Origin of the sequence: Echinicola marina, assembly GCF_020463795.1 — a bacterium.
Lineage (GTDB): Bacteria > Bacteroidota > Bacteroidia > Cytophagales > Cyclobacteriaceae > Echinicola > Echinicola marina.
The window spans coordinates 4,367,596-4,392,205 of record NZ_CP080025.1; the positions used below are offsets into that span (position 1 = coordinate 4,367,596).

Annotated in this window: 15 protein-coding genes; 1 reads left to right on the top strand and 14 read right to left on the bottom strand. The window is 38.7% G+C overall.

The annotated features are described in order from the left end of the window. Positions 1-51: 51 nt before the first annotated feature. From KZP23_RS17630 to KZP23_RS17640, 3 genes are all read right to left on the bottom strand, one after another. The gene (locus tag KZP23_RS17630; protein ID WP_226333101.1) at positions 52-1,329 is read right to left on the bottom strand and encodes a chloride channel protein; all 1,278 of its coding nucleotides are present in this window, start codon (positions 1,327-1,329) and stop codon (positions 52-54) included. Between the two features lie 341 nt (positions 1,330-1,670). Beyond that, on the bottom strand, positions 1,671-4,391 hold the full coding sequence (locus KZP23_RS17635) for a DUF5695 domain-containing protein (RefSeq protein WP_226333102.1): 2,721 nt from the start codon (positions 4,389-4,391) through the stop codon (positions 1,671-1,673). 54 nt (positions 4,392-4,445) lie between these two features. Beyond that, positions 4,446-7,499, bottom strand: coding sequence for a beta-L-arabinofuranosidase domain-containing protein (locus KZP23_RS17640; protein WP_226333103.1), 3,054 nt, complete (start codon positions 7,497-7,499; stop codon positions 4,446-4,448). Between the two features lie 697 nt (positions 7,500-8,196). Between KZP23_RS17640 and KZP23_RS17645 the strand changes: the two genes are divergently transcribed. Continuing rightward, positions 8,197-8,604 carry a hypothetical protein gene (locus KZP23_RS17645; RefSeq protein WP_226333104.1) on the top strand — a complete coding sequence of 136 codons (408 nt, stop codon included), beginning with the start codon at positions 8,197-8,199 and terminating at the stop codon, positions 8,602-8,604. A 571-nt stretch (positions 8,605-9,175) separates the two neighbouring features. Here KZP23_RS17645 and KZP23_RS17650 read toward each other — a convergent pair. The 11 genes from KZP23_RS17650 to KZP23_RS17700 all read right to left on the bottom strand — a co-directional run bounded on the left by KZP23_RS17650 (position 9,176) and on the right by KZP23_RS17700 (position 24,609). Continuing rightward, positions 9,176-10,075: a helix-turn-helix transcriptional regulator gene (locus tag KZP23_RS17650; protein WP_226333105.1), complete on the bottom strand. Its 900-nt coding sequence runs from the start codon at positions 10,073-10,075 to the stop codon at positions 9,176-9,178. 47 nt (positions 10,076-10,122) lie between these two features. Then, positions 10,123-10,416 carry a hypothetical protein gene (locus KZP23_RS17655; RefSeq protein ID WP_226333106.1) on the bottom strand — a complete coding sequence of 98 codons (294 nt, stop codon included), beginning with the start codon at positions 10,414-10,416 and terminating at the stop codon, positions 10,123-10,125. Then, positions 10,388-10,735, bottom strand: coding sequence for a TM2 domain-containing protein (locus tag KZP23_RS17660; protein ID WP_226333107.1), 348 nt, complete (start codon positions 10,733-10,735; stop codon positions 10,388-10,390). Before KZP23_RS17660 ends, KZP23_RS17655 begins: the two co-directional genes overlap by 29 nt. Positions 10,736-10,873: 138 nt before the next feature. Next, on the bottom strand, positions 10,874-11,521 hold the full coding sequence (locus KZP23_RS17665; RefSeq protein WP_226333108.1) for a hypothetical protein: 648 nt from the start codon (positions 11,519-11,521) through the stop codon (positions 10,874-10,876). A gap of 343 nt (positions 11,522-11,864) precedes the next feature. Continuing rightward, positions 11,865-13,013, bottom strand: a complete 1,149-nt coding sequence (locus tag KZP23_RS17670; protein WP_226333109.1) for an AAA family ATPase — start codon at positions 13,011-13,013, stop codon at positions 11,865-11,867. A gap of 362 nt (positions 13,014-13,375) precedes the next feature. Further along, positions 13,376-14,029, bottom strand: a complete 654-nt coding sequence (locus KZP23_RS17675; protein ID WP_226333110.1) for a DUF4391 domain-containing protein — start codon at positions 14,027-14,029, stop codon at positions 13,376-13,378. Next, on the bottom strand, positions 14,029-14,979 hold the full coding sequence (locus KZP23_RS17680; RefSeq protein WP_226333111.1) for a C-terminal helicase domain-containing protein: 951 nt from the start codon (positions 14,977-14,979) through the stop codon (positions 14,029-14,031). Before KZP23_RS17680 ends, KZP23_RS17675 begins: the two co-directional genes overlap by 1 nt. A gap of 70 nt (positions 14,980-15,049) precedes the next feature. After that, entirely contained in the window at positions 15,050-17,260 is a 2,211-nt protein-coding gene (locus KZP23_RS17685) for an SNF2-related protein (RefSeq protein WP_226333112.1), read from the bottom strand. Between the two features lie 6 nt (positions 17,261-17,266). Continuing rightward, the gene (locus KZP23_RS17690) at positions 17,267-19,531 is read right to left on the bottom strand and encodes an AAA family ATPase (protein ID WP_226333113.1); all 2,265 of its coding nucleotides are present in this window, start codon (positions 19,529-19,531) and stop codon (positions 17,267-17,269) included. A gap of 21 nt (positions 19,532-19,552) precedes the next feature. Then, positions 19,553-22,750: a type III restriction-modification system endonuclease gene (locus tag KZP23_RS17695; protein ID WP_226333114.1), complete on the bottom strand. Its 3,198-nt coding sequence runs from the start codon at positions 22,748-22,750 to the stop codon at positions 19,553-19,555. Next, entirely contained in the window at positions 22,747-24,609 is a 1,863-nt protein-coding gene (locus KZP23_RS17700) for an ATP-binding protein (protein WP_226333115.1), read from the bottom strand. The genes KZP23_RS17695 and KZP23_RS17700 overlap by 4 nt, the downstream gene beginning before the upstream one ends. Position 24,610 lies beyond the last annotated feature (1 nt).

Below are 24,610 nucleotides of genomic sequence, written 5' to 3' on the forward strand. Positions count from 1 at the left end.
GAATCAGCTGCCATAAAGAGGAGAATTAATATTCCATTGCATAAGAAACACTTATTCCTCACTCGTTTTCACTTTTTGAGAACTAATAAATGGGACTTTAGGCGCTAGGAAATATCCCGTTAAACTGGCAAAGAAAATAGGCACGAAATACTGAAACCCTGTTAAAGTGGTCAATAATATTGTGGTACTCATAGGTGTTCTGGTCACACAAACATTGATGGCTGCCATACAGCTGACCATCCCAAGTGATAGACTGATACCAGGCAAAAATTGATGAACTATTAAACCTAAGGTACCTCCAATAAAGAACAATGGTATAATAAAACCACCTCTCCAACCTGAGGTCACCGTTATCGATACAGCCAATATCTTAAACAAAAGAAGCAAACAAAGAAAAAACATGGTCCTTTCTTCAGACAATAACTCATTCAATTCATGATGTCCAAAATATCTTGTTAGTGGAAAATAAAATGCAATTATTCCCAGCAAAAGGCCACCAATAAGTGTTTTGACAAAAATTGGAGCATGAAAATAGGAAAAACATGATTTAAGCCATTTAGTACAGTAGATAAAAAACCATCCAAGCGCTGTCCCCAAACAAGCAAAAAGTACCGCATAGCCAAAATCAAGCTTACTGGCCATTTCGTAGGAAGGGAGTTGCCATATGGGACCTATGCCTAAATGGACCACCAATGCAAAAATGATATAACTGAAACAGCTGGCCACAAATGCAGGTATAATCGCTTTGTAATATTCAACTGCATATTTATAATGTAATATTTCCAAAGAGAATAAACTTCCACCAAGAGGAGCCCCAAAAAGTGCAGTAAAGCCAGACGCCATCCCTGCAATGCTTAAGGATCTCAGGGATTCACCTTTTAACCTCAACAATTTCCCTAACCAGGTTCCGGTAGACCCTGTTACTTGGACCAGAGGTGCCTCAGGACCTAAACTTCCTCCCGCTGCAACGCATAACAGTGAAGACAGTATCATAGAGGGATTATTCTTAGGATCCAGTTTTCCTTTATTAAATCGAATATTATTCACGATTAAATGAATCTCTCCAGGATCACCTATCCAGTGAATGACCAATCCTGCAAGTAATCCAGCCAAAGCCATGACAGGGATTACTGTCCATCCTTCAAAAAAAGTAACTTGGTGAATTAAAAATTCCAAACTCACCCAATAGAGACCTGCCATGATACCACCTATAATACCTAATGCTGCCCAAAGGAGAAAAGACCTGCTGAAAACAAAAGGGTTGAACTTTATGGGTTGATCTAAAAGATTGAGATAGGTGACTAATTTCTTTTTGTTCTTGAATTTCACTGTAAAATGAATGATTTAACGAGGGTGGCAAAGCATTAAATAATTTAATAAATCAGGATAACATGACCATAACTACACATTATATTATCCCTGCATGTCCTTTCCAAAATGAATTTTTACGTACACCTACTTAGATTAAAAGGGAACAGTACGGGTCATTTTGATTAAAGTATCAACTGCTTCGATCTTGAAACTACTTGGACAATGGATTGATGATTATTGGCATCATAGCAGATAATCAGACAAATTTAATGCTGAATTTATTTAGGACAAATTTAATGCTGAATTTATTTAGGACAAATTTAACATTTTTTTAGCTTTTAACATCCCAAAATACTGATTTAGTCTTCCCCATCATGGCCCTTATCTATATGCAATACAATATCCGTTTTTTCCTCCTCCAGCGGGATTTTATAGGCTCCTCCAATTTTTGTATAAGCCAAGTCCTCTGCATTTCCTTCAATCCTTAAAAAGGCACTGGGAGTATAATCGTCCTTAGCATTTAAGCTCAACTTTAGTCTACCAGTTTTAGTATGATAACTGACTTCATGGAATGTCCCCGCATCAAGGGTCAACCAGACTTGAGCAGGAGCAATAAAGATTTTGGACTTTGCGGCTGTAGTCAATTTCACATGAACCGTTTCACCTTTTATTTCTAAGTTCCCACCAAAAGCCAGCCAGCCCAAATCTTCGTCTTTCGTGATATAAGTGGCGGTATTGACTGCATAGCCATAAAAACCAGAACCATAATCCCCAGATAAATAATCAATCCTTAAGGTAGAAGGATAGGAGTGAAAAGCAGCTGGCCCAAAGCCGTCCTGGGTGATATTGGCAATGCCCCCAAGTAAACCACCATACCCCACTTGCAACAAATACAGGTTTTCTGGGCTTTTTCGAAATTGCTTTAATACTGGAATGGCATTCAATGAAGAGCCATAGTGGTGGATCTGCCGTTCCACCCTGGACAGTTTACCTCCATAAAGGAAATCCCAGTAACGACGGGCATTTCCATTATAGGCCCAATGAGGTAAGGTAGGCATATAAGCCAAGATGGCATCTAAGGTTACCCTTGCTTTATGATCATAGCCGAAATAATCTGACCACATATAAACTTCCTCCTGTCCCGTAGAATCCCATGGCATTTCACTGCCGAAGGGATATTCCAAGGCTTTCCAATGAATCGCCCGGCTATGCATTCTTGCTTCCAAGTCGCTGGCCATTGCTTCTAAATTTTCGTTTTTCAAATCCTCCAGGATAAATAGAAAAACCGATCCCTCCATTTGTCCAAACTGCGCATAATAGGGGGCATGCTCTACCATAGCGATACTTGTATGGTAAGCTTGTTTGAGATACCATTCCCAAGGTCTATTATCCACCAATCCCTCATGGTAGCGAGCAAGCCGGTACATCACCCAATAAGCTGCTGCCACATGGGGATAATTATAGGACCTACCGGGATCATTGGCCTGTTGATGGTTCCACGCTGCCCATGTATCATAATTAATACTGTCTAGATAAGTACCTTTAGGCAGAGAATCAGGTGCATAGTAAAAAACACTTTTCTTAACACCGTACTGGTGCTTTCCTTCACTATATTGGATATGGCCCCATAGCGTATGATCAATGAACTTTTGAAGTTTTTCTATTTCTGCTTTTTCTGGTTGAACCAATTGCTTCATAATAGCTGCTAACCAACTACCTGCACCACCTTCATCACTAAGCCCTGCCACCCAAGCCCTGCTGTCCTGTGTAAGTTGCTCTTTGGTCTCATAATCATAACTGATCACAGAAGGATTTCTTTTGAAAATAGGATCAGCTTGATCAAACCATTGCTTGGTCATTAAGAAATTCCCAAAATCATCCACTACTTCAGTTTCAGGTTTGATGACTTTATAATTAATGGATTGCTTAAGCCCATTTTCATAAGTGAGGATGACCCTGGAACGGCCCCATTTTTTCCCTTCTACAAGCATTTTTTTTACACCTTTCTCGGTAAATCCATCTTGTTGGATCCTAAGCGCTCCCTTAGGTGTAATTTCAATGGATTTGATCTTATGGTCATAATCAATAAATAATTGAGCTCGGATATCCTGAGGAATCACATAGCCCGGGATACCCCTTGTCACTGGTCTTTTTTCCTCTCTTAGTTTTTCCTGTATTTTCTCTATTCCTGCTGCAAGGACAAATTTTAAGGCAAAGTCTTTCCTTTCTCCAGGCTGCAATACAAGGGAAGTAGGAGGATTCCATTGTTCTACACCCTTCCATTCCTCTTCTGCATAGGCTTTACTGTAAACCATCCACTCATGAAAACCTTCAAAAACAATACTTCTGGGCGTTGGGTCATCCAATAATGGCCTATAAGCCTCAAAAGCCATATTTTCCTCAGGAAGGACCAATAGGGCAGGTCCTTGTCCATTTAACCTTTTGGCTTCCAGATAACCGGCATCCAATCCTATATAGGGATCAAAAAACACATTTTGGGCATGGGTTTCTACCAGCGATTTCCCCTCAAGGATATTATTGAATACCATCGGCACACCTAATGCTCCTATTTCTACTGCTAGATGGGTTTTATTGGTGATTTGAAAACGAAGTACCAACTGCCCATTAATCAACTCATAAAAGCGTGTGACAGACACAGGAATATCTTCCGGTAAGGTGTTCGTTAAATCTGCAGCTGCCAAAATATTTCCTGTAACTTCGAGGGGCTTGACAGCTTTTCTTTGGCTAGCAGTAGAGTAAGACTTCCATTCGTTTTTTCCCTCCTTGATCCTCAAGTTGATATCACCCAGATGGTACAGACCGTCTTTGTCCCTTAATTCCAAGCGATCACCTGGTGTAAAATCAAAATGAGTATCTTGCGCAGGCCCCAAACTGGCAACAGTCTGAGATGCCTTGACCAATTTGATATGAAAATCAGGTGTTTTGAACTTTTGGTAAACTTCTGCAATTCCCAGTGTGGATTCCTTCTCTTCCAAACTGCTCCAGTAATTCTGGCCATGAACCTTTATAGTGCCCATCAGGAAAATAAATAAGGACAGGAAATAGGCTTGGGTTTTCATGTTTAATATTTTTTTGGTCATTTATTGCTTATGGAGACTTTCTGAAATTATCCACTATTCTAATAGGACATCCAAATAGACGGAATACCGACCATAGGTATCATAAAAAGGCTTATAACTAATCCCATCAATGATAAATTCCAATTGCTCAGGATCTGCTTCGATAGACTTACCGATATCTTTAGCATTTAGTCTCACTTTCCTCCATGCTTTCCTTGGTGCATTTTCTTGGGCAGCTAATAAAACCGGACCATAAAATAAGCTGGCAATGTTTTGCTGGTCCATCACCGGTTCTAAATGAAATTGGAAGGGTATGCGGTATTCAACAGTGTCCCCATCATTCCATTGGCGGGCAATTTTAACATAAGTCCCAGGGGCTCCATCAATATCCAGCTCTTTTCCGTTGATCATAATAGAAAAACCTTCTGAAGCCCACTGAGGTACCCGAAGATACAAGGTAAACTTTCCGTTTCCATTTATGCTTAAACGGGTCTGGTCCTCTCTTGGAAATGAAGTGCTTTGGACGATACTAATTTGGCGTTCCGTCCAATTCAATGTAGAAGGAACAAAGAGATTCACAAAAAGACTTTGGTTGTCCCTATCCTTAAAATAGATGGAGTTTTGTAACTTGGTACTACTTTCAAGCGCGGTCCCATTACAGCATGTAAAGCCCTTCATATCAGGATTGCCAAAATGTTTGAGCGAACCCGGTCTTAGTGGAACATGGTAGGTATTGGCAGGACTGTTTTCAGCTACGGATGCCAAAATATGATTATACAGTCCGCGCTCATAATAGTCCATAAATACCGGATTTTTTCCTAATAGAAATAGCTGTCGACTTAACTTTAGCATATTATAAGTGGCACATGTTTCATTTTGTCCGCCAGCAGCAAAACCATTTTCATAAAGACTTGCTGGTTCATTGATAAAGCATTCTGCATTGGCGGGATTTCTTGCTCCTGCCACTCCTCCGATGCTGTACATATAATCATTGGTAACCATGTGCCAAAAATTATTGGCTATATGAAAGTACTGGCTTAAGCCTGTCTCCTTGTACATTTCCAGCGCCCCCATGATCTGCGGAATGTGCTGGTTGGCATGCAGCCCACGGAAAGTATCCACATTTTTGGCCAGTCCATGATGCTGCCCTTGGTCTCCATAAAACACTTTGATATTGTCGAATAATGCGGCTGTCTCCAAAAAAACGGTTTGACCTGTAAGTCTTGAAAGTCTGGCCATGGCTTCGTTCATTCCTCCAAATTCACCGGCGATATAACTGTTCCACATCTTGATCAGGGTCTCAGTGGGCAATTGACTTAATCTTGCATGTACCCATGATCCCATTCCTTCGGCGATTTCTAAAGCTTTTGGATTGCCACTTACCTCATAAATATCCATTAGACCTGCCAAGATCTTATGTAAGGTATAATAAGGGGCCCAAATTTGGTTCTTTTGCCCACCATAATTAGCCCCTTGCTCCAGCATAATGAATTGATCTGGTGGATAGGCACTGATATAACCTTTCCCCCAGTTCCAATAATCTGTTCGGATCCCTTCTTTACTTAAATCGGAGTTAAAAGCTGTTTTGTCAGGACCAATTGGAATTTTGGTGGGCTCAGCCTCATAATCTCCTGTGGTCTTTTGAGGTTTTCCTGACAGCTGTGACAAACGATATAGTGTTTGGACCATATAGTCCATCTTTAACTTAAATATAGCCTGTAGCGCTGTATCATAGTTACTGCTTGAATAGGCCTGTGCAATGGCGGTAAGGTAATGCCCAGTGGCATGTCCCCTTAATTTGGTTTCCTGACTATCCCAGCCTCCCAAAGGCTTGGCCGCCTCAGGCTGTTCTTGCCCAAAGGCATTACGAAACATATACAAAAAATCATCGGGATTGGTTTTGGCCAAAGTGAAGATAAACTTATCTCTATTTTCAATAAATTTGGAAGGACGGCCCTGCAAGTCAGTATCCAAACGGACTTGTCCCAATTCGAAGGCCTCCAAGCTACTGGTACCAGTGGACGGAACTGGGGCATCTACAATCTTAACCACTGCCTTGGGCACGATAGAACTACCGGCAATCTTTCCGCTAATAGTATATTCTCCCTCATGCAGTACTGCTCGATTGTCTTTGGGAGCAGGCCAGAGCACTCTTACCAAAGGTCCATCAATGCCTTCCTGGTACACTCCCTTTAGATAGCGGGGGAGTACGGGAAGGTGCCCCACACTTGTCTTGACTTCAATATCTGCGACATCCGTCAAATAGGGATTGTATAATTGTGGATAATGTGCATCAAATTTGGGTAAATCATCACTTGATTTCTCTTGCACATTTACCTGGCTAGTACCTTCTCCATCTACTGAAAGATGAAATATATTCTTCACTTGAATTTCGTTCAATGGAATACGGTAAATCCTAAAATCATGCATATAGGCATCAAGAACACTATTTTCTTGGTCAATACCTCGGCCAATGAAACACTTATTGTTAGGTCCGAAACTGGCAAGCGCTTTTTCCAAAGCAAGGCCTTCAACACTAATTTCCTCAATGATTACACCATTAAGGTAAATCCACAAATGATTAGACGCAGGGTCAAGAATAAGAACAAAATGATTCCATTGATATAAATCTCTAACTGCTGTCAGGGAACTGCCGATTAAAGCTCCTTCGTTTACAATAATGGTTTGAAAATGCAATTGTCCGTCTTTGATTAAAGTACGCACTGAAAGTCGGTTCCTTTCGCTTGCCCCAAAATCAAAAAGAACTTGTCCAGTTGCTGTAGACTGCATATTAAACCAAGTACTGATGCTGAGCGCTGCCAATCCCTCTATAGTTTCTCCTGGGATACGCATATACCCCATGTTTTCTTTAGAAAAGGAAAGTACACGGAGGAAATTTTCATCATGTTCAAAGACCGCTTCTCCAGCTAAAAATTCGCCATGAAGATTATTTCTTGACCAATCTTGCAAATCTTCCAGTAGGGGATAGCGAGCCACCAAGGCGGTCTCACCGATACCGTCCAGCATTTGATCGCCATTTTGGGCTTGTATCGCAAGACTGAAAAAAATAAAAAGTAAGAATAGCAATAACTTTTTAACCTTCATCATTATATTATTTCTTTTGGATCTGGATCTGTGGTTTCAACTTTGCCTTATTGAGGTAGCCAATTACAAATCAAAAGGTAGATCAAATCATTATTTCTGCATATCCACTTTTCTATCAATAAGTATTATCCTCCAAAGTACCCTTACAAAAAAGATTCTTATATCAGAATTAATAGTACCTGTTCACCTCCAGACAAATCGGAGAAATTTCCACCACGCTCTGCCTGTGAGAAATAATGCAATTGTTGTGAAAACGGATAAGTTTATTACAGTTCAATCAATTACCGCTGAAAACATATGTGTAAAAATAATTTTAATTTACAAAATAATATTGCGGCATATTGTCTCACACTAACACTATATTATCATACTTTAAAAAATCATCTACTATTCACTTCGGCTAAGCCTAAGCCAATCCTCATCCTGACAATCCTTCCAGTCCATACTTGCAAGAACTTAGCAATTACAAAAGATAAAATAAGTTCACCCCAGTAACTGAACCATATTCATTGTCATAGCAACCCAATCCATTTACTTTTTCAATGTGTCCCCTTAACGCTCAAGGTTTCCAACATCGTGGATAGCTACTTCAATAGAAAGACTTCCAGCAACCTACAGCTACCTTTGGAACTACCGGAATAACTTTTGGAGGATCTGGAAATGGTTCGAATAGCTTTACTGCATCTGGTTCATAGTAGATTTGAATGCTGCATTGGATGCTGCTTTCTTTCTTCCAGATGTCAACTTTAATGGTACCGATGCTGGTACAATTTCATTTTTGGCAAATGATGGAACCGACGATTCCAATACCGCTTCGATAACTTTTGATATAGAAGCTATAAATGGTGATCCTTACTATACAAGATTGCCTTCCTCCATTACAGTCGAAGAGGATGAGTACCCAATGTATTTTAGAAATGCTTTATCAGGAGGGAATTTTGGAGATGTTGACTCGGGTACAAGTCTGGTTACATTTAAGATGACGGCTTCTTCTGAATTGATCGGTTTCTCAAATCCTGTTGGTTATAGGTGGGCAATACCCACGAGTTCATGGCCATTTTCAACCTGTTCAGGACCAACGAAAGAAAACATCCCAAAGAAGTGTTGATTTGGTAGGGGTATTATCTGTCAACGATCGCATCATTTCAAAAGGCGGAATTTAATCTGACTTTTGTAATGATGCGATTTAGTTACTTTCCAATACAGTAAATTTTAAATGATTGATTATAAGCATTTTATGTTGATTAAAGATGTACTATAGTTGTACAACACCGCTTAATTTATTGTCAATAATCTCGCCGGTAATTTCTCCTGTAATTTCGACCTTTAAATACTGGCCTATTTTTGTCAGCCTATCTACTACTTGGCATGTCAGAAATAGTGAGTTCAATCATCCATAACTAGAGTGCTATTTGAAGGTAATATGATCGGAAAAATTCTGTTGAGAAGCTGCATAGGCTCGTATCGACTGTTCTCCCCATTTATTACTGCAATAAGGGTATCAACTTGCTCGGTAGTCTTCCCAGAGACCGGAAATTTCCTTCTGGTGAAGTTTCTCCCAAAAAAGATTTCATATGTTTTTGATAAACCGATTTTATTCAAAAGCTCATTAAGAAAGTAGTAACAACCATGTTTGTCTGAAATGGCGTATTTCCCCATGTTTATGTAAGTTATATTTTTTATTCGTACAGTCTCAGTGCATTTTTGAGCTTCGCTTTTAAATCATTGATCAAATTATTTGGTTTAATAACCTTCAGATTTTCTCCATAAGACAGTAACTCCATCATAAAATCATGAGTAATAAATAAAGTCAGTTTGATGCGCAATTCTTCTTCATTATCCACCAGGACTTGCTGTGACTCGTGTAAGGGCAGTGATTTGATATATTTACCCTGGTAGGGTTCAAAAGACAATATGATTTCTTCAGGCTTAAGTTCATTTGGACTTATTATTCCGAAACAATATTTATAATGGTCATTTATATTGAATTCAGTGGGTGCATTAAACTTTCTTTTTAGAACTCTTAGATCAGTTAATCGGTCAAGGGCGAAGCTTTTTATATGATTATTTCTAAGGTCATTTGCCAATAGATACCACCTGTTCTTAAACTCCTTAAGGGCGAAGGGTTCCACATTTCGAATGGACAATTCATCCTCCCAAAATTTTTGATAGGTGAACTGAATTTCCTTCTGGTTTTTTATCGCATGTAGTAGTCCATAGAGATTTTCGGTTCCCTGAGGCCTTCTTTTTTCAAAATGAATAAAATTTGACAATCTATCCGTCAAATTCAAGGCATTGAATGTATCAAACGCTTCTAAAACTCTCTGATTTCCATCAGGCTGTCCATCATAGACTATACAATATCCCTTTCTGCTGTGGTCATATCGAATATCGATATTGTACAGGGAACGAATATCCTCTAAGTCTCTTTCAAAAGTACGTTTGGAAATATTGAAGTTGTACCCCTGTAACTCAGATTCCAAAGCCAATCGATCAGCAATCTCCAAAAAGCTAGCTGACTTATTCCGTAGTTTATTAATAATCAAATACTGCCTTGCTATAGATTCTCTTTTTGACATACTTATCTTGGGTTTGCTAACACCGATTTATAATTATAGCCATTTTGTCAATAAGGATAAATAGCCACAACTATTAAGGATGATGAGACATAAGGCTGGTCATTTACATATTGTCCGAGCGTAAATCCCTTGCCTGAAAGATTTCTTGTACCTCCAACCTTGTCAATCGGGTCAATGTCAAGGAGTAGAGCAACAGTCGTCTTGTCTTCTGAACTGTCAGGATAGAATACATGCGCCTTGCCAATTGACAAGTCCACCGATTGGAATTTTTCCGGGTGTTTGTGGAGCAGGAACCCAAGGTCTGTAGCTGGTTTATGTGTCGTTGTTATTGTCAGTAACATTTGTTTGATATTTTGCTTGGGCAATGGTCAAATTTCTCTGAAATTCAAGGTCTCTTTCACTTTTCTCAATCTCAGTTATTTTAGCAGAGATTGCCGCATTATACCTGTTGACTTTTCCGGGTATTAGAAATAAGTCCACAACGCACCAAGTCCAAGTTATTGATAACGGAAAAAAGAGAAATCCGGCAATAATTGCTAACCAATAAAGGAGTTGTATTCCCCACATCCCAAGGTAGGCATAGTGACATCCAAAAAATAACCATAGTAAATAAGTTACCCCTGTGGATTTGAATTTAGACATTAAATAATGTTTCATCATTGTTTATAGATTTGGTCTCTTTGTTCAAGTCGAAGATGGATAGGATTTTAGCAATTCCGTCTAAAGGAAGGAGCGGATACCCCTTCCTGTAACCAATCGGTAGTGTGTTAATAACTTGAATTACTTGGAGATATATGACTACTCTCTGTTTCTGAAGCTATTGTATGCCTCTATAATATCTTTAAAATAATCTTCTTCACTGATTCTGGATCCTGGATGATAAGCGTCTATATAGATAACATTACTCTTTTTCACAGCATGACAGGTTCCAAATACTTTAAAATCAGGCAAGCCTAAATCATTTTGGAAAAACCTATAGGTATTCCCAAAGATGATTACATCTGGACTATAGGCATTTATTTGATCGATTAATAAATCTTTTGACTCATTGTAATACTCTTGTAATTCATTATCATTCGCCTTAGATATACCCCCAACCTTCTTAATGTTAATATATGCGATTTTCTTAAGCACATCAATTATGGAAGGGTCTTCATTAGTATATGGTATATCATCCCACTCAGTACCATTTATTATCCCGTTCGTCACGTAAATTATTTTCCGAAAGGTCTTTTCCCATCCATTTTTTATCCCTTTATCAGTTTTAAGGTTATCTATGGCACCCCTCAAATCCCACTCACCGTCTTCGCCTGTACTGTTGGCTTCCTTTAAAACCCATAAAATCTTCGTCTCAGCATTTTTATATGCTTCTTCATTTACAATACCGTCAAAAATTGGACTCTTTCCGCGTTTTTCGGCAATCTCAGTTGTTCTTTCCTCAAACATGTTCTTTTCAAATTAGGTTAAGTTTATAAAATTTAAAGTGTAAAATTTCAACTAGAGCTTTCAAAATAAGGCTACAACGTCGCCATGTGCCTGCCTTTATTGGGACCATTTGGATGCCTTGAACAATTTGATGTGGTCATTGCACTGATAGAATTAAATGATTTTCCACAACACTTGCAAGTGTACCTTGATTTCTCACTGCCTTCGTACAGTTTGTGTTTCCCTTTGTTGGGACCCATCGGGTGCCTCGAACAGTTTGATGTTGTCAGACTGGATACACTTGAAAATTTTCGTCCGCAATGCTCGCAATAAAAATTAGCCATGGTTTTATATTTTTGGTTATTTAATCGGTTTCGGCAAACTTGTTTCCATTGGTCGCCTTAAACCCAATGGATTTATTGTTTTGTTCTTGACGGAAATCCTTTTCTTCTTGATTGTAAATGGAGGCCAAGGTCATCGGGGAGTTTATTTCCGTTTGAAAGCCTAACTTCCCTGAGAGCCGCTTGGCTTTTTCCACTTCCAACTCCTTGAACTCATATTTGGCAATTAATCTTCCCTTGCGCATTAGAGCTTTATCGACTTTTGACAGATCTGTATTAAAAGTGCAGATAATTTGAATATTCAAAAGGTCAGACAGCAATCCGTCTGAAATATTAAGCAAGGAAGATACCGGGGAGTAACCTTCTTCTTCCCTGTCAATCACGATGTTCTCCGCATCCTCGATGACAAAAACGGAATCCGGGTTTTCTGTCAAAAGCGGAATTAGTTCTGGATCGGTAATCGTACTTACCCTGCTAAGAGGAAGAATAATCACCCTTTTCTTTATCAATGAAACCAAATACCGTATATAATTTGTCTTTCCTGTACCCGGCTTCCCATGTAAAATCACCAAACCTTTGTCGTTAGATTTTTGAAGCCTTTGAAGGATAGTTTTGTGCGTATCTTCAAAGTCATCATTATAATTGTCTGCAATACTAAGCTTGGGTTTGACTATCGGAAATGATAGGTATTCAAAGCCTGGGCCGGATGATTTGATAAGCAAGGTGATAAATGGCTTTCTTTGAACTCTTTTTTTGAATTTTTTGACTTCTTTGATTATTGATTCCACTTTTTCGGCAGGAGTTCCGGAAAAGAGAACCTTAGCTTTTGAATTATTGATGTCAAAACACACTACTAAGTCCTCAAACAGGAAATAGAAAACTTTATCAAGTTCGGCTTTCTTACTTCCGTTAAAATAGCGCTTATTAAAATGTTTTTTTGTGATTTCAGCTTGATACTGATTTTCAAACCATTCATTTGCCCGTTTACAATTGATCTCTATTTCGGTGATCAGGTTGGGTATCAAATTAAAATAGGCTGCAAACAAAGAAAGTTCATTAAGGTATTCTCCTGAGGGAGAAAATACCTGTCCTAAGTTAATTTTAGTCGAGGCATTTTCTACTTCAGGGGTTGGATTAGCTTCTACGGCGATCTTGGCGGTATCCTTTATCATTTGCTTTGTGTTTTTATTTATAGCAAAAGTAAATGGAGGGTACGCCAAAATGTGTCGTTCTAAAATAATTTTTATCTAATCCTCGATTGCAAGGGGGACTAGGAAATTCTTGCGTTTATCAACGCCACTATTTACCCTATGGAGACATTGCAATTGCTCTATTTTAAAAATCTACATTGCAAACTCGAATTAAGCTATAAAATTTATTACAATCTAATAATCTTATCACTACAAATTTTCAAAGGGGCTGGACATAACTCTTGGATGCATAAGTTCTTTTATTTACAGTAGTACCTTAATATTCTTGTCTCGAAATAGGTCCAAGCTTGTCCTCATCATTGAGTTTATTTTCAATGAGAATTTTAACCATCACATAAATGCTCCAATTTCGCTTCTACCTCTTTTAACTTCATATTCAACTCAACTTTCTGGTTAAACTGCTTACACTTTGAAATGGCAGATTTCAGGCTTGAAATTTCCTTATTTAGCTTATCGACTTCCTTATTCCGATCAATTAGCTCACTGATAGACTTTTCGTTTGCCTTAAAGTTTCCGGATAATTGATTGCAAAAATCCTGATATACAGCATCAATGCTTTTCTTAAGGTTTAGGCTGAATTGATTTTCATTCGCGGTAAACCAATCAGATCTAAATGTCCAGTCGATAACCGAGTTATCATCATTTGTAGGATGGGGATGCTTTTTGGAAGTAGACAAGAAAACATTCCCATTATGAGAAACAATAAAGATAATGTGATAGGGTATGGACTTATCGATGAGGTCCAAAAGTGATTTTGGGTCACCGCCTTCTTTGAGTTCTATCTTGAAAACCTGTATTTCCGATATTTCCTGACCTTTTAGGTTAATAGTTTCTTCTGACAATTTATTGGTCCAGGTGATGCGCAAAATCAAGCTTGAAAACAATGCCTTTTGTTTGGTATTGGTGTACTTATCAAAAGCATTTTTAGGGACAACCCTATTTATCACGGTCTGGCGAGGTAAGTTGAATAAATCCATTATCTCACAATTAAAAATGACACTAACTTAAAGTCTTCTATTCCTTTGAATTTCTCCTTTAAAGTAGTTGTTCCCCCTGATTTGAAAAGGCTCATGACTTCCTTTTCCTCTTCAGTATTCAGAATACTCCCAATGCTTTTTTTAAGCAAATCGGAATAAAAACCCATTTGATGGTATTCATCCGTTTCCTCATTTAAGGCTTTGCAAAGATCTTCAAGTGGTTCGCTTTTCCCCTTACAAAGCATTCTAACTGCATCAAGAATCTTTTTTGATTCTATATGGTTAAGGTTCAACTCTCCTGATTCCTTGATATAAACCAGGTAATAGGGATGCAGTCGGTTAAGTTTATTGATATTTACACTTGAATTGACATTTTTCAACACATAAATTACACCTTTTGATAAAATATCGGTGGCCCGGACCACTGCATGCAATCCCTCAGGAATATTGGTTAGTTCTCCATAGGTATTGATATAATTGGATAAATCCACTCTGAAATCATTTAACCCTAGGTCAGTAATGCTTACACCTTCCCTTAGATCTTCCAGGTCAATCACTTCATCTTGCATTCTTTGGAGTTGGATCTTGCGATATTCCAGGTCTTTTTCATCGGTGTTAAGGATATTGTCATCACCTGTACTGGCCATATTACTGATCTGCATCCTGCTTTCTACCCGCTGTTTTAGGTTTATATAGGCATCCAGGGTGATATCCGGCCAAAAGTTGACAAGGGTAATGCTGTCATTCTTTGATCCAATTCTATCTATTCTACCAAAGCGTTGGATGATTCTCACCGGATTCCAATGGATATCATAATTGATTAAATAATCACAGTCTTGTAGGTTTTGTCCTTCGGAAATACAATCTGTCGCAATCAGTAAATCAATTGATTCAGGAATGTCTGCATACAGTTGAGCCTTACTTTTCGAAATAGGAGAAAAACAACTCAATAAATGGTTGAGTTCTGTAGGTATTTTCTTTTCATTGCTGATTTTCTTGGAGCCTGTAATGAGCGCTGTATTAATTATATTGGCTTTTTAAATAGCTCTGAATATTTTCATAGAGGTAATTGGCTGTGTCGGCAAAGGCCGTGAAAATAATGGCTTTTTGGTTTCCTGGATTAAATGGCTGTTTGATCTTCTTATCAAGCAACTCAATAAGCTGCTGAAGTTTAAAATCATCTTTTCCCCGGATATCTACTATTTTGCTCCATATGCGATGAAGTAAAAACAAATCCTCATTTAGGTCCTCCTTCCACTTGCGGGTATCCATATCAGAAATATGGACTTTTATTTTCTTTCCAATCTTTCCCTCTTCATCTCCCCAGTCTGACTCCCAGTCAAAATTTTCATCATTAATTTTGGCTTGAATGCCCTGGTATTCACCATTAGAATCCTTCTCAATGGATTTTACTGCACGCTCTATTTGGGAAATAATACCCTCCAATGTCAACCTAAAGGAGTCCACAGAACTTTCCAGTCGCTTTAATAAGTTGATGCGCATCAAAATCCTTAAGCTGTTATCCCTATCGATTTGGGACAATTTACCACCGCCTGACCTTACATCCTTCTCAAATATCTCTCTATATAGCTGAAGTTTACTTGGAAGGATATAATTCAATGGGGTATATACTGACAGGTTCAGTAAAGTCAGCTCTTCTGCGATTTCTGCATAGGTGACCTGTCCATCTTTGGTAAGTGGGCATTGCATAGGAACTGGCTTATTCCTTTTAGGGAATTTACCTATTGCAGTGGTGTCATAGTAGGTAGTAATATGCTTTCTAGACCGGGCGATGGTTAGCGAGTCCAGGATTTCGAAAAAATCAAAATCAAGCATATCGAGCAGCTTTTCTGTGGTACGTTCAGAATTATCAAATCTACTCCAAACATTAAATGCTTGCTGTGCCCTTCGGAAAATTTGCTCTATTCCACTACTAGTATCTAACTTACTATCGATTTTAAAAGCTTCTCCCTCATAAGCTAATGCCAATTGGTTTTTAAGGTCATTGAATCGATTATTAACGGGAGTTGCGGAAAGCATCAGTACTTTTGTCTCTATACCTTCTTTGACAATCTTCCTTAGCAGTTTCTGATACCTGTTTTCTCGATCAGAATAAGCATTATTATTCCTGAAATTATGGGATTCGTCAATCACTACAAGCCCATAATTTCCCCAGTTCACATTTTCCAACCGTCTTCCATTACTCTCACCTTTGTCACGGGAAAGATCCGTATGAAATAATACATCATATCGGAATCGATCAGATTGCAGGATATTGTTCTTATCATTGTTACGGTAAGTGTTCCAGTTGGCTTCCAGTTTTTTGGGGCAAAGCACCAATACATCCTTATTCCGCATTTCGTAGTACTTGATTACGCCCAGTGCTGAAAATGTTTTCCCTAAACCAACACTGTCAGCAAGGATGCAACCATTGTACTTTTCAAGTTTATTAATGGCGCCAATTACCGCATCCCTCTGAAAATTATAAAGTTTACTCCATACCAAGGTGTTTTTAAAACCTATTTGATCATTGGGGAGGTTATCCAGGGATAAGTCATCTAAAAAGTCATTGAATATATTATAGAGCGTGATGAAATAGATGAATTCTGGGCTGTTCTCTTGATAAGCAGAAGCAAAATAATCCTGAACGCTTTGGGTAACCTCCTTCAGATCTTCCTCATTCTCCCAGATTTGATTAAACCATTCCAAATATGCATTACTATTGGGATAATCAGATTTCTGGATGAGTGTGGGGAAACCCTTTTTAGGGGTAATACCTAAATCAGAGGTGGTAAAGCTGTTGACATTGGAATAGGCAAATGCGGATTGATTATTATTATCCACATGGATCATCCCATTCAGCGCTTGGTGATGGTGCTTATTGGATTTGAAAGTCACCTTTTCCTTTACCCATTTGGAGCATTCCTTGGCGATGGCACGTTGATTCAATTGATTCTTTAAACGAAGTTCAAAATCACCACCACAGAGCTCCGCTTCTTTGTATAAGTGGGGAATAAAAAACTTGGGCACCTCTTTTTTAAAATTCTCCTCAATAAAAGTAGGGGAGGTAAAGACAAACCGAAGTTCTTCAATATGCTTCAGCTCCTTTTTTAAAGCCTCAAAAGCATAAATGGAGAATGAAGAAGCGGCTATGCTTAGTTTAGCACTTTTACCAATGCTCTCTTTTAGGTCGTCCCCTAGGCGCTGGTTTATATTGTCAATTAGATGCATAGATAATCAATCCTCAATTTTATCCTCATAGCTACATATTCTAAGCATACTTTTGTAATGATCCTCATCCACTTTTTTTATCAACCGCAATACATCATGGACAACATTTTTTCCTTCCTCCATCAATGGCTCTACAGTATTATCTAGAGATTCAATTCGGTCAAGATGAGAATATTTATGCACGAAATAATAAATTCTTTCTTTTTTCTCAGGTGGCAGACCTTTCTTTTCGCCCAATTGCAATGCCCCATTAAATCCAGAGTTGTCTGGACATTTAAAACTGGTAAATGCCTCCAAAAGTCGTCTGATTGAGTTCGCTATTGTAAAGCAAAGAGATTCGTCAATATTATCCATATCTTGAAAATCTAAGACAGTCTTAAACACATGTTGGTATTCTGAGTGAAAACTCACTAAAGACTTATTAGCATCCGCAATTACCCCTTGCTTTATTAAATATACATTTGAAACTGATTTTTCCTTGCTGTTTTTTCTATGCATCCAGTCTCGAACCTGTTTGAAAAACCAAAAATTATGGGTTAGCACGAAAAGTTGCTTTGATTTTTCGGTAGTTTTCTTAATTAAACTGGACGCATTGAATAGATGATTGCTATCGAAACTAGATATAGGATCGTCCAAAATTATGATTTGATCAGCCAATTTCGCGTCATTTTCCTGGATTTTAGAGAAAAAATAGATCAGGGAGATGGCTGTTTTTTCTCCCTCGCTCAAATTCCTAGCAACGATACCGCCCCTCTTTAATTGGTATCCCCCTTCTTCCTGCCTTTCAAGTACTATATTATTCCTCCCTAAAAATTTGTGGATACTATTGTTGATTTCTTCAATGGCTAAAGTGTCACTTTTTAGGCTATTTTCTAGTTCTGATATCCGATCCGCTAACAATGAAGATTTTTCCTTTTCTGAACCTAATTGGCCGCCTAAAGTTTCTTTCTTTTCCTCTATATCTCTGAGACCATCAGTTATTGCTCTTTGGCTTATGAAATGATACTCGATCTTCTTTTTCGCATTTTCAGCCTTTTGCTGATGAGATCTAGTAATCTCATTGTGCTCCTTTATGACTTTAATAAGATCAGCCAATGTATTATTGAATTTAGAAAATTCTAATAGATCTGAATTTTCCTCATCAAACGTTCTAAAGGGATCACTTTTTTTGGCAGACAAAGAATCAATCCAATTCCTAAGGATTCCATTGGCATCTAAAAGAGATTTGTTTGTTTCTCCCATTATGAGAATATACTTGGCTTTTAAACTTTCATAAAGCAAATAACTTTGATCTGTTATTTCTAGTCTGATACCTTTTTCTAGCTTTTCAACCATTTGAGTAATCTGATCCTTTAGATCGGTATATTCTTTACTGAAATGTTTTTCTAAATCTTCAATCCTGCTCTTTGGAAGTGCTTGGCCACAAAATTCACAATTACTACTTTCATATTTATTATATAAAACAAGACCATCCTCAACCCATTTTCCTATTTCAGGATTATCTTTAAGTCTCTCAATGACTCTAGAGGTAATATTAGTAGTCAGTAGCTTGTTTACCTCTTTTTGAACTTGAGTCAGCTTCTCAACCTCTATTTTTGTTGGAATTTGTGTTTCCGATATTTCATCTTTCTTACTGTTAAGGAGAGTATAGTTTTTTTCTTGGGACAAATCTGCCTCTGATAGCTCATAGTCTTGTAGTTTTCTTCCCTCTCTTTTTAAATCATTCCAGATTTTTTCCGAAGTGTTTTTATTGTAGGTAACATTAGCGTAGACCGTTCCCAGAAAGAAGTCTTTAATTGATTTTCCGGCAGCTTTATGAAAATCCTCTATCTTTCTTTTAAGACCAACAAATTCTTTATCTATTTTTTCGATATCACCCTGTTTCGACTTAAGCTCACTTTTTTTTCCATCCAGCTCCTTCTTTTCATCGACTTTTTCTTTACTTATAAAAATGATAGGCTTTGTTTTGGCATCGAATAAATTCAAATTGTCCGACACAAAATCTTGATTGAAAACCCTAATATCCAAGGTATGATCAATTTTTTTTGATTCGATCTTCCCTTCAGTGAGATTAATAGTGAACTCAGCAGAATCAAATTCAGCATGCATTGTCTTAATTTCCATGCACCTCAGCAATCTACTAAGAGTGGTTTTACCGCTTCCATTCCATCCATAAATAAGATTATACTTATTGAATGGCTCTATTTTTTGCCCGGCTTGCAAATTATCCAAGATACCGAATCCATTGATTTTGGTGATTTGTTGAATCATGGCTGAAAGTCAATTTTAGAGTTATTTCATTTGAACAATATCCATCAGCTTTTCATAGCTGCTTATTTTTGAAAATTTCACCACTCCGCCTCCGATGGTATCAAAGTGTTTTTCGGCACAGTGGATTTTTAATTTCTCTATTTCCCGTAAATCCATATCAGAATCAGACCCTTTGGTTTCTGCCACAAAATAGATGTGTCGTACTTTGTCCTTGTCCAATACAATGGCCCAATCAGGACTGTATTTGGCGACAGGGGTGGAGACATAAAAACTCTTGGGAAGCTTTGCATATACCACCACCTCGGTACTGTTTTCCAGTGCTTTGGCAAAATCAGCCTCAATCTTGGAATCAGAGGTCAAATAGTCATATATGTGCTTTTTCAACAGGTCCGACTGGCGGAGTGCATGCTTGTCATTGGTAAAGACCGTTTTGGCATCATGACGGCCATCGACCTTATGATAGACAATATTATTGATGATCAAGCTGGCCTTTACCTCATTGATTAACTTGCTGGACCTGGCGATAAACTCTTCCGGGTTTTTACGGATCAGTAAAAATTTCTCCTCATGAATGGCTTTAAGAATGGCCACAATGGTTCTTCTGGTCAGATGGGTCAAGGCCTCAATTTCTCCAATAACATCATAAACCGTATTGGCATACAGGTCATTTTTGAGCTTTAGGGATTCCCTTTTGGATTCTTTCACCAAGCTGCCTTGTTCCATTTCTGCCTTTGTGCCTTCCTGAAGCTCTCCGGTTTTTACTTCATATATACGGTCACTAATATGGAGCTGGGCATTGATCCGGTTTTTGCTGTCCCTGATAAGTTTTTCGGTATCGAAGTTGACTTCGTACACGGTTTTCAGATTGATTTTATCCCATAACTCCTGGAATTCCTTTTTTGCAAAATTGGCATTGGTATCCAAAATAATGGTTTGTCTTTCATCTTCAGGCTTAAAGGCTTCCCCGGTATATACTGATTTGAGTAATTTCCCAATTGACTCCCGATAAGGTTCAAGGGTATAGGGAAGAGGCATTTTGTTTTGCTCAATCAATTCCCTTCCTTCAGGAGTGATCCTATCCTCTTCGTCAATAACATCATTTTTGTACAAGAGCTTGTTCAATTTCTTTGCATCCTCCTCCGTTAGACGATGCGTTTCATCTTGTTCATTACTGACTACTTTTCCCACAAAATACTCCACTTCGGCTCTTTGTGGACGGTCTCTGAGTGTAGCAGCTATTTCGGTTTGAAGCCCTTTGGCAAACGCCTCATAGCTTTCTGATGCAATAACGGTCAGCTTATTGATTTCATGGATTTGTTCGCCCACCAAATCAAAGTCCTGCCTTACACCCCGTTTGTCCACACACAGACGCATACCACGGCCTACTTCCTGCCTTCTTCTGGTCTGGCTTCCACTATCCGCATTTTTGAGGGCACAGATTTGGAATACATTGGGATTGTCCCAACCTTCTTTCAGGGCAGAGTGTGAAAAGATAAAGCGCACTGGCTCTTCAAAGCTCATTAGCTTCTCCTTGTCCTTCATGATCAGGTCATAGGCAGAAGTATCATCTGATTCCTCGCTCCCCCGTTTTACTTTAGGATCGATGGATTTACCTTTTTTGTCAATGGAAAAATAGCCATCATGTACTTTTCCGGCATCATCCCTGGATAGGTAACTTGAATAGGTCGTTGGTAAACCTACTTGTTCGGTAGGCAGGTAAGCTCTATGGACCTTTCCTGGATCAGTTTCCACCAGATAGTCATTATATTCAGCTTTAAAGATATCCAAGAACTCACTTCGGACATTATTATATTCTTCCTCAAAAATCTGAGCATACTCACCCAATAATTTCTCTCCTGATTCATCATACATACGGTATTTATCAACGGAGTCTATAAAGAAGAGGCTGAGGACTTTTATCCCTTGGCCAAACAGTTGTTTTTCTTTTTGCAAGTGGGACATGATGGTTTCCCTGATCTGCACCCTACGGAATGAATGTTCGTCCTTATCATTGAGTATATCCCCTGGAAAAATGTCCTGTCCATTAATGACTACCTTATTTAGGTATCCGTTGATTTCGGAAATTGTATGGTTTTTATAGGCCGGTAGATTTCCAGACAATTCATACAGATTAGCACCTTCAGGAAGCTTTTGCCTTACTTTTTTGATACTTTCTCCAACTCTCTTTTCAAATTCCAATACGGCAAAAGGCGGCTTGGTGGTACTCAAGCTGATATGCTCAAGGTACAAGTACCCTGTAGTACCTGTTGAGCCTTTCAGGTTGATGCCTTTGACCTGAATTTTCTTGACCAAATGCTGGTTATAGGCATCCAGTGCATCTAATCGATAAATCTTATTGTATTCTTCACCTTTGGCGTGAGTGGCAGAATACCTTAAGGTAAATAAGGGGTTAAATCCTTGCATACTATCTAAGGTTTTAGACCCTTGTTTACCAACGGATTGTGGTTCATCGATGATCAAAATAGGATTGGTCTGGGAGATGATATCAATAGGCCTCCTTGTTCCAAATTGATCCAATTCCCGATAGATACGGTTGCCCACATTATCCTTTAATTCTCCTGTCTTTTTGTCGTATTGAGCAGAAGAAAAAGCCTGTGTATTGATAATCATCACACTGATCCTGCTGTCCGAGGCAAAGTTTTCTATATCCTGGGGACGACCGGAATTGTAAATAAAAGGGTTGATCTTATGCCCATACAATTCCTGAAAGTGATCCTGAGTTACCTCAAAAGATTTAAACACACCTTCACGAATGGCAATACTGGGGACAATAACGATGAACTTGCTCCAACCATAATGCTTATGCAATTCATACATGGTACGGATATAGGTATAGGTCTTACCCGTACCGGTTTCCATTTCAATGGTCAGGTTATAGCCCAGCTTTGTTCCTTTTGGCCTTTCTATCTGTTGACTCTCGTTCAAGTCGTTCAGTTTTTGAACCTGTTGGATATTTTTCAACACCTGTGGTTCCAATAACTGTATAGGACTATTACGATAGCCTATTTCTTCCAGTACCTCTGATTCGAACACTGATGCTTGAATACTTCCACTGGCTGCTTGCTTGGCCTTTTTGATCAGGTTTTTGCTGCGCTCTAAGGTGAAACGATTGGTTTTTATGGGTTGGCCATTAAAACAATCCACCACGGCTTTAACCGCCTGAATCTGAAAATCTTGTTCTTTAAATTGGAGTTTCATCTTTTAACTTCTCCTTTCTTGATATATGCCTGTTCAGGATGATTAATCAATTCGGGATGAAGGTATTTTAGTTCTCCAGATTTGATCATTTCTTTAAGGTATTGCCGCTTTATATATTTTTCACCTTTACCTAATATGTTGGCGATATGGGAAGCTTTCACCGCTCTTTCTGCACATATTTCCTTTATAATTTCCCCAACCTTTTTGTGATCATGTTCCCTCTGATTTAGTTCGTTGATTCGATTTTCCAGTTCCTTGCTAATGGTAGGTGGTGTACTTAAATCCTGGGCTAGGTTACTTAAATCTTGAGGTGGTGTACTTAAATGCTGAGCTAGGGTACTTAATTCTTGGGGTGGTGCACTTAAATCCTGAGCTGGGGTACTTAATTTTTTTCCGGCGATATAATAAGTTCCTTTTCCTTTACCCTTCGGCTCTAACAGATCATGATTTTTTAATGATCTAAGTTCGATACTGGCCTTTAAAGTGTCACAATCCGCCATCTGACGATATTTATGATTATCTATGGCTCCAACTTCCCTTACAAAAATCAACGCTTGCTTTTGACTGTCGTTCAACTGTAACCCAGCAAACTGAGCCAACCAATCTACATCTTGTTGATCAAGAAAATGATGGAGCAATAAGCGGGTTACAAATTGGTTGTTATTCCTATCAGAATCGAATGTAGGAGGGGCCAAGTGAGAAGAAGCCATTAATTTTCTCATGGCCCGAATACCCGACCCTTTGGTCTCAGCTAAGTTCGTCTCATGAAATACTGCTGCAATAAATGGGTTTCTCGTTTCACTTCCTGGTTCTCCCAATTTGTCTTCAGCCTTAAGTGAATAACCTGGGTTGATAATCTCAATACGATTATCATATCGGATCACCTGAATGGGTCTATGCTCACGGTAGGATCTGTGCATTACAGCATTGACGATGGCTTCACGAAGCGCTTTCGATGGAAGTCCAACGGATTTGGCTTGCATCTCTCCATCTGATAATAAAAATCCTCTTGGAAGATCATTGTTAATCGCTTCGATCAATCGAAAAACCAAAGTTAGAAGTGGTCCTCTCATATCTATGGTAGTGAACCTGTCATCAGGATCCTGTACCCAAACATTGCCTGGAACCCTGATATAATCAACCCTCAACATAGGCATATGTGCTCTTAAAGCTTTAGAACTTCCAAAAAGCACTAATCCGGATAGGTTAAGTTCACTTTTGTTCTGTTTGTTCACACAGCCTAGGGCTTCCAAAAGCTCAGCATCAGAGTAGCTTAATTCTTCTGCTGCAGCATTTACTTTTTCACGAAGAGTCCTATACCTTTTAAGCGCATTTTCATCTATATCCTCAAGGCTAGTACCCGTAACCGGGGTCTGATCATAACCTTGATAGTCAGCATAAAAGACCCGCAAATCATCTTCATTGCACCTTTGATCTGTTGGGCCGATACGTCGGTATGCTCCCTGGGGAAGTCCATCCGCTTTGAAATAAAAAGGCTTTTGGTTAAGAGAAAGCTCATCCACACGAACTTTTATTATGGTATCACCATGCACTCTTTCCACCGTGACTTTAGGTCGTACAGGAATATTGAACATTGAGCTACACTGGCTGACAAAATCTTTCTGAAAACTATCCGGGTCGGTAATATGGACTGTTTTATATTGAGGAATAAGCGAAGCTTTATCTTCAGCTACACCCAATAAGATATAACCACCACCTAATGAGGGTTCATTCGCAAAAGCGCACACCGTCTCCATGACTGAATGTGAACTTTCATGCCCTCCCTTTGCTTCTATCCAATCGCATTCGTCCTGTTGGTTCAACAGTTTAAACAATTCTTCTGCTGTATAATCCTTCATA